The organism is Xanthomonas campestris pv. badrii (assembly GCF_012848175.1).
Lineage (GTDB): Bacteria > Pseudomonadota > Gammaproteobacteria > Xanthomonadales > Xanthomonadaceae > Xanthomonas > Xanthomonas campestris_C.
In genome coordinates this window covers 4,837,659-4,852,500 of sequence record NZ_CP051651.1, presented here as the reverse complement: position 1 = coordinate 4,852,500, position 14,842 = coordinate 4,837,659, and the positions used below count along the sequence as shown (strand labels likewise).

Sequence of the window (14,842 nt, the reverse complement as noted above, 5' to 3'; positions counted from 1 at the left end):
GGCCCGCCTCGTGAATGCATCCCCCGACCCGATGCCGGCGACTCAGGTCGCCGTCTGCAGCGCGCGCGGCAGGAACGCGCCGATGATCTGCGCAATCTCGGCCGCATGGGTTTCCAGCGCGAAGACTTCCAAATCGCGCCGGAACCGGTGCATGTGGTGCATGTGGAAGGACGTCGCGGCTGCTCCAAGGTGCGCGGCTTCGTCGACGCGGGCGTCGACGCATTGCCTTAGAACCTCGGCGAGGCGCCTCCAGCCCAAGGGACGTAACGCTGCATCGGCATCGGCATGCCGGCCGCCCCAGGCCGACATGGTGTGGCCAGCGCGTCCCCCCCCCCCCCGACGCAGGCCTCTTTCTCACCGAGGTCACATCCGGCGCGTCACGCAGTGGCGCTCATCCAGCTGCGTTGCATTTTTTGCAACCGGAGCCAGCGAAAAAACTCTTTGATGGCGACAGGACCGGCTCCCTATAGTCGAAACATCCTTCTTCTGCCTGCTGCCAGCCTCCTCCGTCGCCCTTGCAGCCCCTGCCGGTCCCCTCCATGCTCGCTAGTCCGCTTGCCTCGTCCGCCGCTGACCTTGACCGCCCCGGCGGCGCGCGTGCAGTGGCGCGTTGCGACCAGCTGGGCGTGGCTCCTTTCAGCGACACGCCCGGTGGTCTGTTCCGTGCCTGGCTCAGCCCGGCCCATCGCGCTGCGGTGGCGCAGGTAGGCGAGTGGATGCGCCAGGCCGGCATGCAAGTGCGGCTGGATGCGGCCGCCAACCTGATCGGGCGGTACGAAGGCACGCACGCCGACGCGCCAGCGCTGCTGATCGGCAGCCACCTGGACAGCGTGCGCGATGCCGGCCGCTACGACGGTCCGCTGGGCATCTTGCTCGGTATCGAATGCGTCGCTGCGCTGCATGCGCAGGGGCGGCGGCTGCCATTCGCCATCGACGTGATCGCCTTCGGCGACGAGGAAGGCTCGCGCTTTCCCGCCTCCATGGTCTGCAGCCGCGCGGTGGCCGGCACGCTCGACCCGGCCGCACTGGCGCTGAGCGACGCGGCCGGCATCGATGTCGCCAGCGCGTTGGCACAATGGGACCTGGACATCGCGCAGATCCACCACGCTGCACGCGCGCCCGGCAGCGTGCTGGCGTATCTGGAAACGCATATCGAACAAGGCCCGGTGCTCGAAGCCGAAGGCCTGCCGGTGGGTATCGTCACTGCGATCGCCGCACAACGGCGTTTTGCGCTGCGCTTCGACGGCCGCGCCGGGCATGCCGGTACCACCACGATGGCGCTGCGTCGCGATGCCTTAGGCGCCGCGGCCGACGCAGTGCTGGCGATCGAACGCATCGCCCGCGATGGCAGCAACGGTCTGGTGGCCACCGTCGGCAGACTGCAGCTCGCCCCCGGCGCGGTCAACGTGGTGCCCGGCCGCGTGGACTGCACGCTGGACGTGCGCGCCGGCGACGACGCCACCCGCGATGCCGCGGTGCGCGCGATCGAGCACGCACTGGCGCGCATCGGCAGCGAACGCGGCATTGCGATCGCCATCGACCCACTGCAAACCCTGGCCGCCAGCCCCTGCGCACCAGCGCTGATGACCCGGCTCGAACACGCCGTCGCCGCGCAAGGCATCGCCCCACGGCGGTTGGTCTCCGGCGCCGGCCACGATGCGATGACGATGGCCGCGCTCTGCCCGACGGCCATGCTGTTCGTGCGCTGCGCCGGCGGCGTCAGCCATCATCCGGACGAACACGTCGACCCGGCCGACGCCGAGGTCGCGCTGGCGGTCATGCGCCACTTCATCGATCACCTGGGAGCGCCCCTTGTCACCTGACCTGCGTCACCTGCACACCTTCGCCGAACTCGACCCGCCGCAGCGGCTGCTGATGGGCCCCGGCCCGGTCAATGCGCATCCGCGGGTGCTGCGCGCGATGGCGGCCGACCTGCTGGGGCAGTTCGACCCGGAGATGACCAGCTACATGAACGAGGTGATGGCGTTGTACCGGCCGTTGTTCGGCACGGACAATCGCTGGACGTTCCTGGTCGACGGCACCGCGCGCGCCGGCATCGAAGCGGCGCTGGTGTCGCTGGTGCAACCCGGCGACCGCGTGCTGGTGATCAACTTCGGCCGCTTCGGCCTGTTGCTCACCGAAATCCTGCAGCGCCTTGGCGCGCAGGTACACAGCGTGGATGCGCCCTGGGGCGAGGTGGTGCCGCTGGCGGCCATTGCCGAGGCGATCGAACGCGTGGCACCCACGCTGGTGGCCACCGTGCACGGCGACACCTCCACCACCATGGCGCAGCCGCTCGACGGCCTGGGTGCGCTGTGCCGCGCGGCCGGGGCGCTGAGTTACGTGGATGCCACCGCCACCCTCGGCGGCATGGAGATCGCCAGCGACCGCTGGGGCGTGGACGTGGTCACCGGCGGCTTGCAGAAATGCCTGGGCGGCCCCTCCGGCTCGGCGCCGATCACCGTGTCCGAACGCGCGGCCGAGGCGATCTTTGCGCGCCGCCATGTCGAGCGCGGCATCGCGCGCGCCGACATCGCCAATGGCAGCGGTCCGCGCATCGCCTCCAATTATTTCGACCTGGCGATGATCATGGATTACTGGTCGGACAAGCGCCTCAACCACCACACTGAAGCCACCACCATGCTGTACGGCGCGCGCGAATGCGCACGCGTCGCGTTGCAGGAAGGCCTGCCCGCGCGCTTCGCCCGCCACGCCGCCGCCGGCCGCGCGGTGAGCGCCGGCGTGCGCGCGATGGGGCTGGAGGTGTTCGGCAGCGATGCGCACCGCATGACCAACGTCACCGGCGTGGTGATTCCGCCGGGCATCGACAACGACGCGGTGCGTCGGCGCATGCGCGAGGATTTCGAGATCGAGATCGGCACCGCGTTCGGCCCGCTGCAGGGGCGTATCTGGCGCATCGGCGCGATGGGCTACAACGCGATGAAGCACAAGGTGCTGATCACCCTTGCCGCGCTGGAAGCCGTGCTGCGTGCCGAAGGCTACACCTGCACCCCGGGCCTGGCCGTGGAGTCCGCGCTGGCGGCCTGGCACGCGGAGCCTGTGGCATGAGCACCGCGCGCGACCTGGTCGGCTACGGTGCCACGCCGCCTGCGGCGCATTGGCCCGGTGGCGCGCGGATTGCCGTGCAGTTCGTCATCAACTACGAAGAGGGCGCCGAGAACTGCGTGCTCAATGGCGATGCCGGCTCGGAGGCGTTCCTGTCGGAAATGGTCGGCGCGCAAGCGCAGCCCGGCGCCCGTGCCATGGCGATGGAAAGCCTGTACGAATACGGCAGCCGCGCCGGGTTCTGGCGGTTGCACCGGTTGTTCGCCGCGCGCGGCGTGCCGGTGACCGTGTTCGGCGTTGCGAACGCGCTGGCTAGCAATCCCGACGCCGTTGCCGCCATGCAGGCCGCCGACTGGGAGATCGCCAGTCACGGCCTGCGCTGGATCGACTACCAGCGTGTCGATGAAGCCACCGAACGCGCGCATATCGCCCGCGCCATCGCGGTGCACACCCGCGTCACCGGCAGTCGCCCGCTGGGCTGGTACCAGGGACGCACCAGCCCCAATACCGCGCGCCTGATCGCCGAGGAAGGTGGCTTTGTCTACGACGCCGACAGCTATGCCGACGACGTGCCGTATTACGACCACCGCCACGGCCGCGCGCAGTTGATCGTGCCGTACACGCTGGATGCCAACGACATGAAATTCGTCGCCTATAACGGGTTTGCCGATGGCGAGCCGTTCTTCCGCTATCTGCGCGATGGCTTCGAGCAGCTGCGCAGCGAAGGCGGGCGCATGCTCTCGATCGGCCTGCACGGGCGCATCGCCGGCAAGCCGGCGCGTGCCGCGGCGCTGGCGCGCTTCGTCGATCACGTGCTGGCCAGCGGCGATGCGTGGGTGGCGCGACGCATCGATATCGCGCGCCATTGGCTGCAGGTGCATCCGGCATGAGCATCGATACAGCGCAGATCGATCTGCCCGAGGTCATCGCACAGGTGAGCGCCGCCTTCCACGCCTACGAGGACGCCTTGATGCGCGACGACATCGCCGCGATGGATGCGCTGTTTCATGCCGCACCAAGCACCGTGCGTTATGGCGTGGGCGAGGTGCTGTACGGCATCGAGGCGATCCGCGCGTTTCGCATCGGCCGTGGCGGCTCGCCGCAGCGCAGGCTTACGCATATCGAAGTACATAGCTTCGGCCAGGATCTGGCCACCACGCATGCCGAATTCCTGCGCGAAGGCAGCAGCGCGCGCGGCCGCCAGAGCCAGAGCTGGGTGCGCTTTGCCGATGGCTGGAAGGTGGTGGCCGCGCATGTCTCGCTGCAGGGGAATCACGCATGAGCGTGAGCGACGATCCCGTACTGGACGACGCCGCCTTCGTGGCGCGCTACCGCGAGCTGTTCGAGCATTCGCCGTGGGTGGTGGAGCGCGCCGCGCGGCGTCGCCCGTTCGATGATGTGTATCGCGGCTTGATGCAGGTGGTGCATGACGCATCGCAGGACGAGCAGGTCGCGCTGATCCGCGCGCATCCGGAGCTGGCCGGCAAGGCGGCGCTCGACCGCACGCTCACTGCCGCCTCGGCCGCCGAGCAGGCCTCGGTCGGGTTGGACCGACTCAGCGAAGCCGAATTCAAGCGCTTCCACGCGCTCAACCAGGCCTATCGGCACCGGTTCGGATTTCCGTTCGTGATCTGCGTGCGGCTGCACGACAAGGCCGGCATCCTGGCCGAGCTGGAACGCCGCCTGGATGCGACGCGCCGCGACGAGATCGCCACTGCCCTCGCCGAAATCGGCAAGATCGTGCACCTGCGCCTGGAGGCATTGCCATGAGCCTGGCCCACCTCGAACGCGACCTCGCCCGCGACCTGCAACGTCTGGCCCACGGCGGCGATGCCTGGGTGCAACCGCGCGTGCATCCGGCCGGGCATGTCTATGACGCCATCATCGTCGGCGCCGGCCAGAGCGGCCTGGGCGCGGCCTTCGCGTTGCAGCGCGAGCGCGTGCACAACGTGCTGGTCATCGACGAGAACCCCACCGGCCAGGAAGGCCCCTGGGTGACCTACGCGCGCATGCAGACGCTGCGCACGCCCAAGCAGATCACCTCGATCGATCTGGGCGTGCCATCGCTGACCTTTCGCGCCTGGTGGGAGGCGCAGTACGGCGGCGGCGCATGGGGCGCGTTGGACAAGATTCCACGCGCCCGTTGGATGGACTATCTGCGCTGGTACCGCGCGGTGCTGCGGTTGCCGGTGCGCAATGCCACCCGGCTGGTGCGGGTGGAGCCGGACATCGCACCCGGCATCCATCGCCTGCACCTGGCGATGGGGGCACCGCTGCTGGCCCGCAAGCTGATCCTGGCCACCGGCATCCAGGGCGGCGGACAGTGGGTGGTGCCCGACTGGATCGGCCGCGCGCTGCCCGCGCATCGCTACGCGCATACCTCCGGCCACATCGACTTCGCCGCATTGGCCGGCAAGCGCGTGGGCATCCTCGGCGGCGGCGCCTCCGCATTCGACAATGCCTGTTTCGCGCTGGACCAAGGCGTCGCCAGTGCCGAGGTGTTCGTGCGCCGCACTGAGCTTCCGCGCATCAATCCGTTCCGCCACATGGAGCAGGCCGGCATCATTCCGCGGTTCCTGACGCTGCCCGATGCGGACAAGTACCGCATGATGTCCAGCTTCTTCGCGCACAACCAGCCGCCTACCAACGACACCTTCCAGCGCGCCTGCGCGCACACCGGCTTTGCGCTGCATCTGGGCGCGCCGTGGCTGGAGGTGGCCGAGCGCGATGGCGCGGTGGTGGTACGCACTCCGCAGGGCGAACACCGCTTCGATTTCCTCGCCATCGCCACCGGCCTGGTCACCGACCCGCAGCTGCGCCCGGAGCTGGCCGCGCTGTCCGGGCGCATCGCCTGCTGGGCCGACCGTTACCAGCCGCCGCCGGGCCAGGCCAATCCGGTGCTCGATGCCCATCCCTACCTGGGGCCGGGGTTCGAGCTGCTGCCGCGCACGCCGGAGGATGCCGCGCTGCTGCACGGGCTGTTCGCCTTCAACTATTCGGCGCTGATCAACCACGGCCCCTCGGCCGCGGCGCTGTCCGGGCTGAAGGTGGCACTGCCGCGGCTGGCGCGCGCGGTGGCCGACCAGCTGTTCCTGGACGACCGCCAGGCCATCGTCGACGCCTACCTGGCCTACGACCAGCCGGAATTCGTCGGCCAGTGGCCGCAACCCACCCAGGCGGTGGCATGAGCACGCTGTCCACCCATGTCCTGGATACCGCCCTGGGCCGTCCCGCCGCCGGCGTGCCGCTGCGCCTGTTCGCCGGCGACACGCTGCGGCTGGAGGCAGTCACCGATCCCGATGGACGCTGCCCGGCGCTGGCGGCACTGGCGTTGTCACCGGGCCGCTATCGGCTCGAATTCGATGTGGCCGCCTATTGGCGCAGCCTCGCCACCCCGCTGGCCGACCCGCCGTTCCTGGAGCAGGTACCGATCGCCTTCGGCATCGCCGATGACGGCCATTACCACGTGCCGTTGTTGCTTTCGCCGTACGGCTACTCCACCTATCGCGGCAGTTGAGCGCGCGCCGCGCCGCCGGCCGGGTGCTGCACCCGCGCCGGCGTGTAAGGCTTGTTTCACTCCGGCCCCGTAGACTATGCGCTTTCCGGCCACAGGCCGGGGCTCCGGAATGGTCATGATCCACAACGATGTACTGCGCAGCATCCGCTACATGCTCGACCTCAGCGACGACAAGGTGGTGGAGATCACGCATCTGGCCGACCCCGGGTTCGCGCTCGACAAGCCGCAGGTACAGGCCTGGCTGAAGAAGGAAGACGAGCCCGGTTTCGCCCCCTGCACCGATGCGATGCTGGCGCGCTTCCTCGACGGCCTGGTGCTGCGTTTCCGCGGCCGCGACGAGAGCCAGCCGCCACGCCCGCTGGAAACCCGCGTCGGCAACAACCTGGTGCTGAAGAAGCTGCGCGTGGCCTTCGAGCTGAAGGACGTGGACATGCACGCCATCTTCGCCAGCGCCGGCTTCCCGCTGTCCAAGCCGGAACTGTCGGCGCTGTTCCGCCAGCCCGGCCACAAGAACTTCCGCCCCTGCGGCGACCAGCTGCTGCGCGCCTTCCTCAAGGGCCTGACCGCGCGGATGCGCGAAGCGGGCTGAAGGCTCGCACCTGCACGACGCCGCTGTATGCTGGCTCGGGCAGGAACCTGCCGCCTGCTCGTATCCTTGGCAGATGACGTCCCCGCTATTTCCCATCTCCGGGCTGCTGCCGCAGCTCTGCGACAGCCTTGCCACGCATCCGCGGCTGGTGCTCGAAGCCCCGCCCGGCGCCGGCAAGACCACCCAGGTGCCGCTGGCGCTGCTGCAGGCGCCGTGGCTGGCCGGGCGCAGCATCGTGATGCTGGAACCGCGCCGTGTGGCCGCGCGCAGCGCTGCAACGTTCATGGCGCGCCAGCTGGGCGAGCCGGTCGGCGAGACGGTGGGCTACCGCATCCGCTTCGAGAACAAGACCTCCGCGCGCACCCGAATAGAGGTCGTCACCGAAGGCATCCTGACCCGGATGATCCAGGACGACCCCATGCTGGAGCGCGTGGGGGCGCTGCTGTTCGACGAATTCCACGAACGCCATCTGGCTGGCGACCTGGGCCTGGCGCTGGCGCTGGATGTGCAGGCGCAGGTGCGCGATGACCTGCGCATCGTGGCGATGTCGGCCACGCTGGATGGCGAGCGCCTGGCCGGCTTCCTGGATGCGCCACGGCTCAGCAGCGCCGGACGCAGTTTTCCGGTGGAGATCGCGCATTTCCCGGCGCGCCGCGACGAAGCCATGGAGCCGCAGACGCGCCGCGCGGTGGAACATGCGGTGGCCACCCATCCCGGCGATGTGCTGGTGTTCCTGCCCGGCCAGCGCGAGATCGCGCGGGTGCAGGCCGCGCTGGACGATGCCCTGGACCCGGCCATCCAGGTGCTGCCCCTGCACGGCGAGCTCTCGGTGGAGGCGCAAAGCCAGGTGCTGCAGCCGGACCCGCAGGGCCGTCGCCGCGTGGTGCTGGCCACCAATGTGGCCGAGTCGTCGGTGACGCTGCCAGGCGTGCGCGTGGTGATCGACAGCGGCCAGGCACGCGAGCCGCACTACGATCCCAACAGCGGGTTCTCGCGGCTGGATGTGACCACCATCGCGCAGGCCTCGGCCGACCAGCGCGCCGGCCGTGCCGGCCGCGTGGCCAGCGGCTGGGCCTACCGGCTGTGGCCGCAATCGCAGCGGCTGGAACCGCAGCGGCGCGCCGAGATCACCCAGGTGGAGCTGGCCGGGCTGGCGCTGGAACTGGCCGCCTGGGGCAGCGATGCGCTGCGCTTTGTCGATGCGCCGCCTGCCGGCGCGCTGGCCGCCGCACGCGAATTGCTGCAACGGCTGGGCGCGCTCGGCGACAGCGGCGGCATCACCGCGCTGGGCCGCCGCATGCTGGCGCTGGGCACGCATCCGCGTCTGGCGGCGATGCTCGCGCAGGCCGGCGAACCGCCGCGTCTGGCCCTGGCCTGCGATCTGGCCGCCCTGCTGGAAGCACGCGATCCGCTGCGCCAGGGCGGCGATGGCCTGGCCGCGCGCTGGCGTGCACTGGCCGCGTTCCGCCAGGGCCGCAGCGCGCCCGACGCCAACCGCGGTGGCCTGGCCGCCATCGACAGCGCCGCCACACAATGGCGACGCCGGCTGCGCTGCGACACCGCCCCGCCGACCAGCGTGGAAGCGCATGCGCTGGGCGACCTGCTCTCACATGCCTTCCCCGACCGCATCGCCGCACGCCACCCGGCCGACCCGCTGCGCTACCTGCTGGCCAACGGCCGCAGCGCGCGCCTGTTCGACCACAGCGACCTGCGCGGCGAACCCTGGCTTGTGGCCAGCGAACTGCGTTACGAAGCCAAGGACGCATTGCTGCTGCGGGCCGCCCCGGTGGACGAGGACTACCTGCGCCGCAGCCTGCCCGAGCGCTTCGTGCAGCAGGACGTGGTGCAGTGGGACGCCGACAAGCGCGCCCTCGTCGCGCGCCGGCAATCCAGCTTCGACCGCATCGTGCTCGACAGCCGCCCCGCCGGCCGCGTCGACCCGGCACAGGCCGCCGGCGCACTGACCGAGGCGGTGCGCCAACTCGGCCTGGATGCCCTGCCCTGGACCGACAACCTGCAGCAATGGCGCGCGCGCGTGCTGTCGCTGCGGGCATGGATGCCCGAGCTGGAGCTACCCGATCTCTCCGATGCGGCGCTGCTGGCCACGCTCGACGGCTGGCTGCGCCCGGCCTTCGCCGGCAAGACCCGGCTCGACGCGCTGGACGAAGCCAGCCTGGGCGAAGCGCTCAAGGGGGCGCTGCCCTGGGAGCGCCGCCAGGCCATCGACCGCCATGCCCCCACCCGCATCCCGGTGCCGTCGGGCATGGAGCGGCAGATCCACTACGCGCTCGACCATGCGCAGCACCCGCTGCCACCGGTGCTGGCGGTCAAGTTGCAGGAACTGTTCGGCCTGGCCGAAACCCCGCGTATCGCCGACGGCCGCATCCCGCTGACGCTGCACCTGCTCTCGCCCGGCGGGCGCCCGCTGCAGGTGACCCAGGACCTGAAGAGCTTCTGGGCCACCACGTATCCGGATGTCAGGAAGGAAATGAAGGGGCGGTATCCGAGGCATCCGTGGCCGGACGATCCGTGGACAGCGGCTGCCACCCACAGGGCAAAACCCCGCGGCACCTGATATGAGCCCCTCTCCCCTTGGGAGAGGGGTTGGGGTGAGGGTACGGGGCGAAGCCTTCGCGCTGCTCAAGCGCACATGGCTTAGGCCGTGCCCTCATCCGCCCCTGCTGGGCACCTTCTCCCCCATAAAGCAGGACAATGTCCCGGCGGGAGAAGGGACTCGGCGTCGACCCCACCCAGGTCCGACTTCTGCCGCACCCAGGCAAATACCGAATCCATGTAAACACCGATCACAGCGTCACCCCGCATCATTACTTAACCGAAACCCAAACAAGCCTGGCACCGCTAACACCGTCTATACGCACCAGCCCACAGACTGCGCCTCACGTACTCAGAAAGGAAACGCCCCCAATGAGCAAGCTGACTGTGATCACCGAACGCGCCCTGGAGCGCGCCCTGGAACTGGCGGGCAACGCTGGCGACCACCTGCGTCATGCCGCCTCCACCGCGGGCGACCAGGCCCGCCATGCGGGCAGCAGCCTGCGTCACTTCGGCCCCGGTGCCAGCGAATGGCTGAAGACCGGCGCGGCCCTGGGCGCGGTGCGTACTGGCGGCAAGGTCGCCAGCAAGCTGGTCAAGCGCAACCCGGCGGTCACCGTGGCTGCCGCGGTCGCAGGCCTGGGCCTGATCGGCTACGCGGTCTATCGCAAGCGTCAGCGCGACCAGCAGACCCTCGGTGGCAACGTGCACCGTCTGGACCGCGAGCACGCCAGCAACGCCAGTGCCCGTCGTGCGGCTTACCAGCGCCGTGCTGCGGTCACGCCGAGCGACGGCATCGAGTAAGCCCTCGCCTGCGTTGGATCGACGCAGAGCGAGTTGGCGCCCAACGCCACGGCCACGCGCCGTGGCGTTGTCGTTTGTGGCTGGCGATGCGGTTGGTCGCTTCCGGCTGGCGCGCCAGGCGCTGGGTGTTGTCACTTCTGGCAAGAGGGCCGACGCCGTGCATTGTGGCGATGTGGATCGCACAGCATCCGTCTCGCGAAGCAACGCGCCTGCGCTAACGTTGGCGTGGGCGAGACGGCCGCGGATGCGGTGTTGGGTCCGTTGTCCATTGGCCGGGGGCGAGCGTGCCCAGCGTCCAGTCGCCGATCCCCACCCGCACCAGGCGCAGCGTGGGCAAGCCCACCGACGCGGTCATCCGCCGGACCTGGCGATTGCGACCTTCGCTGATCTGCACTTCCAGCCACGCATCCGGCACGGTCTTGCGCGCCCGCACGGGCGGATCACGCGGCCAGAGCACTGGCGCGGGATCGAGCAGGCGCACCTTGGCCGGGCGGGTCGGGCCATCGTTGAGGACCACGCCATCGCGCAATGCCTGCAACTGCGCCTGCTGCGGGTCGCCTTCCACCTGTACCCAATAGGTCTTGGGCTGCTTGTGGCGCGGGTCGGTCAGCCGATGCGCCAGCGCGCCATCGTCGGTGAGCAACAACAGCCCCTCACTGTCGTGATCCAGACGGCCCGCCGCGTAGATGTCGGCCGGCAGGCCGAATTCGGCCAGGGTGCGCTTGGGCGGCTGCGAGCGGTCGCTGAACTGCGACAGCACGCCATAGGGTTTGTTCAACAGCACCAACATGCACGGACCTGTTGCGAAAAGACCGCTGCACGCGACCGTCGCCGGGCGTGGGCGTGGTGCCTGAGCAGGCCGGGCGCAGACATCAGCGGCATCGCTGGACTGCGGCGAATGAAACAACGGGCGCGCCGCATATGCGATGGCCGGCGGCGTCGATTCGCTACCTGTCGCAGTCCGTATCGAACGCTCGAGTCAGGTGCACCGCCTGCATCGGGAAGGCGGCATGCATACCGAAACGCCAGCCCCGTCACAGCGACACGCGCGGCCAAAGCTGCATGCCGGCCGCACCCTGGCGCCGGCATGCAGACACGCGCTACTGCTTGACGAACTTCAACGTCATGCGGTCGCTTTCGCCGATCGCCTTGTACTTGGCAGCGTCGGCGGCATCGTGGTTATTGCTCGGCGGCAGCGTCCACACGCCATTGGGATAATCCTTGGTGTCGCGCGGATTGGCATTGAGCTCGCTCTTGCCGGCCAATTTGAAGCCGGCCGCTTCGGCCATCGCAATCAGCTGCGCCTGGCCCACGTAACCGCTCTTGTCGTCTGCCGGCACATCGGCCTTGGCGCGATGCTCGACCACGCCCAGCACGCCGCCGGGCTTGAGCACCTTGTAGAAGCCGGCAAACATCGCCTCGGCAGTGCCGGCCATGCGCCAGTTGTGCACGTTGCGGAAGGTCAGCACCAGGTCGGCCGAGTTGTCCACGCCGAACGATGGCGACTTGGGCACATACGACACGAACGACGGCTTGCCATAGATGTCCGGCTTGGCCTGGAACTTCTTTTCCAGCTCGTCGCGGGCGCGTTGGGCATAGTCGCGCGCGCGGCCTTCGGCAGCGGACGCCGGATCGACCACCGCCGCCACGTACTTGCCCTTCTCGCGCAAGTAAGGCGCCAGGATTTCCGAATACCAGCCACCGCCCGGGGTGATCTCGATGACGGTCTGGGTGGGCTTGATACCGAAGAACGCCAGGGTCTGACCGGGGTGGCGATACTGGTCGCGCTGCACGTACACACGGTCGCGCCAGTTGCCATCGATGGCGGCCTGCAGCGCGGCATCCGGCGCCGGCAGGCTGGCGCTGTCGGCCGGCTTCACCGCCATCGCCACTGGTGCACTCATTGCCACCATGACACTCATCACACACGCACAGGCCAGCTTGTTGCGGATCATCGCAGCGCCCTCTTCCGGGTAAAAGTAGCGCGAGCCTAGCATGCGGCCCACGGCCTGCCATATGCCCCAATCGCTGCGCTCTACATCTCTGCGTACCGGCGCGCTCGCCGGTTTGTTCAAATCCTGTGAGCCGGCCGGTGCGATCGGCGGAACGCTGAATCCACATCGATGTCACACGCATCATCGGTACGCGTGACTATCCTGTCGGCAGTTCGAATCAGGAGCATCCGTGATGACTCACCCCCGCGCACTGGGCCGCTCCGGCCTGCAGGTCCAGCCCATCGTCTTTGGCGGCAATGTGTTCGGCTGGAGCGCCGACGAGGCGACCTCGTTCGCGTTGCTGGACGCCTTTGTCGATGCCGGCTTCAATCTGATCGACACTGCCGATGCCTACTCCGGCTGGGTGCCCGGCAACCGCGGTGGCGAGTCGGAAACCATCATCGGGCGCTGGCTGGCACGCAGCGGCAAACGCGACAAGGTGCTGATCGCCACCAAGGTCGCCAAATGGAGCGAACACCCCGGGCTGTCGCCGGACAACATCGCCGCCGCCGTGGAGGATTCGCTCAAGCGCCTGCAGACCGACGTGATCGATCTGTACCAGGCCCATGAAGACGACGAATCGATTCCGCTGGAAGCCACGCTGGCCGCATTCGGACGCCTGATCGAACAGGGCAAGGTGCGCGCGATCGGCGCATCCAACTACAGTGCCGCACGCCTGCGCGACGCACTGGACATCTCCGAGCAATACACGCTGCCGCGCTACGAAAGCCTGCAGCCGGAATACAACCTCTACGACCGCGCCGGCTACGAAGCGGAGCTGGAACCGCTGGTACGCGAACGCGAGTTGGGCGTGATCAGTTACTACTCGCTGGCCAGCGGCTTCCTGACCGGCAAGTACCGCAGCGCCGACGACGCCGGCAAGAGCAGTGCGCGCGGTGCGTCGGTGGTCAAGCAATACGTCAACCCACGCGGCCTGCGCATCCTGCAGGCACTGGACGACCTGGCGGCCAGCCACCGCGCAACACCGGCGCAGATCGCGCTGGCCTGGCTGATCGCACGCCCGGGGCTGACTGCACCGATCGTCAGCGCCACCAGCGTGGACCAGTTGCACGACGTGCTGGCGGCCGCGCAGCTGTCGCTCAGCACCGAGCAGATCGCACAGCTGGACAGCGCCAGCGCGCCGGAACCGGCGGCGGCATAACGCACCGCGTCATCCCCCACGCCCGCGCGCAGCCGCCCCGCGGCTGTGCTCCCATGGCCGCGCGCGCGTGGCCTCTTTGCGAGGAATTCCCATGTCATCGATCACCAATCGCCGCGTCGTGCTGGCCTCGCGCCCGCAGGGCGAACCCAGTGCAGACAACTTCCGCATCGAAGAGACCAGCCTGCCGCCCACCGGGCATGACCAGGTCCTGGTCCGCAACCGCTTCCTGTCGCTGGATCCGTACATGCGCGGGCGCATGGATGATGGCCCGTCCTACGCTGCACCGGTGGCCATCGATGCGGTGATGGAAGGCGGCACCATTGGCGAAGTCATCGAATCGCATCACGCCGATTATCAGCCCGGCGATCTGCTGGTACTGCCCGGCGGCTGGCAGACCCACACCCTGCTTACCCCCACCACACCGCTGCGCAAGCTGCCCAAGGACGACAGCCTTCCGTTGAGCACTGCGCTCGGCGTGTACGGCATGCCCGGCTTCACCGCGTATGCCGGCCTGCACGAGATCGGCAAGCCACAGGCCGGCGAAACGCTGGTGGTGGCTGCCGCCAGCGGGCCGGTCGGCGCGACGGTGGCACAGCTGGCACGGCTGCAGGGCCTGCGCGTGGTGGCCATTGCCGGTGGCCAGGACAAGGTGCGTTATCTGCGCGACGCGCTGAAGGTGGACGTGGCGCTGGATCACCGCGCAGACGATTTCGCCGAACAGCTGCGCGCGGCCACGCCTGACGGCATCGACATCTATTTCGAGAATGTCGGCGGCAAGGTGTTCGATGCGGTGCTGCCGCAACTCAACGAGTTCGCCCGCCTGCCGATCTGCGGCGTGATTGCCACCTACAACAGCCGTGGGCAGGTGCTGCCGGGCCCGGATCGCCTGCCGGAGTTCATGGGCCTGATCCTGCGCAAGCGCCTGACCGTGCGCGGCTTCCTCCAGCACGATTTCATCCGCCTGATGCCGGCCTTCCTGCGCGAGATGGGCCAGTGGCTGCGCGAGGGCAAGATCCAGTACCGCGAGCATGTGCTGCACGGCCTGGACAGCGCTCCGCAAGGCCTGATCGAGGTCTTGCGCGGCAAGAACTTCGGAAAAGCCGTGGTCGTCCTCGACTAAAAATTCCGTGGCGCCGTGCACGCCTTTCGCTCTTCCA

At 68.9% G+C, this 14,842-nt stretch carries 14 protein-coding genes and 1 pseudogene; 13 read left to right on the top strand and 2 right to left on the bottom strand.

From position 1 onward, the window contains the following. Positions 1-126: 126 nt before the first annotated feature. The 11 genes and pseudogenes from HG421_RS20540 to HG421_RS20490 form a co-directional block, all read left to right on the top strand. A pseudogene (locus HG421_RS20540) lies at positions 127-231 on the top strand (LysR family transcriptional regulator); the annotation flags it as partial. 371 nt (positions 232-602) lie between these two features. Beyond that, positions 603-1,823 (top strand): allantoate amidohydrolase, encoded by a 1,221-nt coding sequence (locus tag HG421_RS20535; RefSeq protein ID WP_211161874.1) that lies wholly within the window; start codon positions 603-605, stop codon positions 1,821-1,823. After that, positions 1,813-3,069, top strand: coding sequence for a pyridoxal-phosphate-dependent aminotransferase family protein (locus HG421_RS20530; RefSeq protein WP_169707955.1), 1,257 nt, complete (start codon positions 1,813-1,815; stop codon positions 3,067-3,069). The genes HG421_RS20535 and HG421_RS20530 overlap by 11 nt, the downstream gene beginning before the upstream one ends. Then, positions 3,066-3,956: an allantoinase PuuE gene (gene puuE / locus HG421_RS20525; RefSeq protein WP_169707954.1), complete on the top strand. Its 891-nt coding sequence runs from the start codon at positions 3,066-3,068 to the stop codon at positions 3,954-3,956. Before HG421_RS20530 ends, puuE begins: the two co-directional genes overlap by 4 nt. Continuing rightward, the gene (gene hpxZ / locus HG421_RS20520; protein ID WP_169707953.1) at positions 3,953-4,348 is read left to right on the top strand and encodes an oxalurate catabolism protein HpxZ; all 396 of its coding nucleotides are present in this window, start codon (positions 3,953-3,955) and stop codon (positions 4,346-4,348) included. The genes puuE and hpxZ overlap by 4 nt, the downstream gene beginning before the upstream one ends. Continuing rightward, on the top strand, positions 4,345-4,836 hold the full coding sequence (uraD, locus tag HG421_RS20515) for a 2-oxo-4-hydroxy-4-carboxy-5-ureidoimidazoline decarboxylase (RefSeq protein ID WP_169707952.1): 492 nt from the start codon (positions 4,345-4,347) through the stop codon (positions 4,834-4,836). Before hpxZ ends, uraD begins: the two co-directional genes overlap by 4 nt. Continuing rightward, positions 4,833-6,254, top strand: a complete 1,422-nt coding sequence (gene hpyO / locus HG421_RS20510; protein WP_169707951.1) for an FAD-dependent urate hydroxylase HpyO — start codon at positions 4,833-4,835, stop codon at positions 6,252-6,254. The genes uraD and hpyO overlap by 4 nt, the downstream gene beginning before the upstream one ends. Continuing rightward, a complete protein-coding gene (gene uraH / locus HG421_RS20505; RefSeq protein WP_248279436.1) occupies positions 6,224-6,583 on the top strand; it encodes a hydroxyisourate hydrolase in 360 nt (119 codons plus the stop codon). The genes hpyO and uraH overlap by 31 nt, the downstream gene beginning before the upstream one ends. A 115-nt stretch (positions 6,584-6,698) precedes the next feature. Then, a complete protein-coding gene (locus HG421_RS20500) occupies positions 6,699-7,172 on the top strand; it encodes a DUF1456 family protein (RefSeq protein WP_104543123.1) in 474 nt (157 codons plus the stop codon). A gap of 73 nt (positions 7,173-7,245) precedes the next feature. Further along, the gene (hrpB, locus tag HG421_RS20495; protein WP_169707949.1) at positions 7,246-9,747 is read left to right on the top strand and encodes an ATP-dependent helicase HrpB; all 2,502 of its coding nucleotides are present in this window, start codon (positions 7,246-7,248) and stop codon (positions 9,745-9,747) included. 350 nt (positions 9,748-10,097) lie between these two features. Beyond that, the gene (locus HG421_RS20490) at positions 10,098-10,529 is read left to right on the top strand and encodes a hypothetical protein (protein ID WP_169707948.1); all 432 of its coding nucleotides are present in this window, start codon (positions 10,098-10,100) and stop codon (positions 10,527-10,529) included. 214 nt (positions 10,530-10,743) lie between these two features. On the opposite strand, the gene HG421_RS20485 is transcribed toward HG421_RS20490, so the two are convergent. Both HG421_RS20485 and HG421_RS20480 read right to left on the bottom strand, forming a co-directional pair. Next, on the bottom strand, positions 10,744-11,319 hold the full coding sequence (locus HG421_RS20485; protein WP_169707947.1) for a pseudouridine synthase: 576 nt from the start codon (positions 11,317-11,319) through the stop codon (positions 10,744-10,746). A 310-nt stretch (positions 11,320-11,629) separates the two neighbouring features. Beyond that, on the bottom strand, positions 11,630-12,484 hold the full coding sequence (locus HG421_RS20480) for a class I SAM-dependent methyltransferase (RefSeq protein ID WP_169708290.1): 855 nt from the start codon (positions 12,482-12,484) through the stop codon (positions 11,630-11,632). A 232-nt stretch (positions 12,485-12,716) separates the two neighbouring features. Between HG421_RS20480 and HG421_RS20475 the strand changes: the two genes are divergently transcribed. Both HG421_RS20475 and HG421_RS20470 read left to right on the top strand, forming a co-directional pair. Beyond that, positions 12,717-13,685, top strand: a complete 969-nt coding sequence (locus HG421_RS20475) for an aldo/keto reductase (RefSeq protein WP_169707946.1) — start codon at positions 12,717-12,719, stop codon at positions 13,683-13,685. A gap of 91 nt (positions 13,686-13,776) precedes the next feature. After that, complete coding sequence (locus tag HG421_RS20470; protein WP_169707945.1) at positions 13,777-14,805, top strand: NADP-dependent oxidoreductase; 1,029 nt, start codon at positions 13,777-13,779, stop codon at positions 14,803-14,805. Positions 14,806-14,842 lie beyond the last annotated feature (37 nt).

Coding starts and splice junctions, on each gene's coding strand:
- puuE (WP_169707954.1), top strand. CDS start 3,066: ATGAGCACCGCGCGCGACCTGGTCGGCTACGGTGCCACGCCGCCTGCG.
- hpxZ (WP_169707953.1), top strand. CDS start 3,953: ATGAGCATCGATACAGCGCAGATCGATCTGCCCGAGGTCATCGCACAG.
- uraD (WP_169707952.1), top strand. CDS start 4,345: ATGAGCGTGAGCGACGATCCCGTACTGGACGACGCCGCCTTCGTGGCG.
- hpyO (WP_169707951.1), top strand. CDS start 4,833: ATGAGCCTGGCCCACCTCGAACGCGACCTCGCCCGCGACCTGCAACGT.
- HG421_RS20500 (WP_104543123.1), top strand. CDS start 6,699: ATGATCCACAACGATGTACTGCGCAGCATCCGCTACATGCTCGACCTC.
- hrpB (WP_169707949.1), top strand. CDS start 7,246: ATGACGTCCCCGCTATTTCCCATCTCCGGGCTGCTGCCGCAGCTCTGC.
- HG421_RS20490 (WP_169707948.1), top strand. CDS start 10,098: ATGAGCAAGCTGACTGTGATCACCGAACGCGCCCTGGAGCGCGCCCTG.
- HG421_RS20485 (WP_169707947.1), bottom strand. CDS start 11,319: ATGTTGGTGCTGTTGAACAAACCCTATGGCGTGCTGTCGCAGTTCAGC.
- HG421_RS20480 (WP_169708290.1), bottom strand. CDS start 12,484: ATGATCCGCAACAAGCTGGCCTGTGCGTGTGTGATGAGTGTCATGGTG.
- HG421_RS20475 (WP_169707946.1), top strand. CDS start 12,717: ATGACTCACCCCCGCGCACTGGGCCGCTCCGGCCTGCAGGTCCAGCCC.
- HG421_RS20470 (WP_169707945.1), top strand. CDS start 13,777: ATGTCATCGATCACCAATCGCCGCGTCGTGCTGGCCTCGCGCCCGCAG.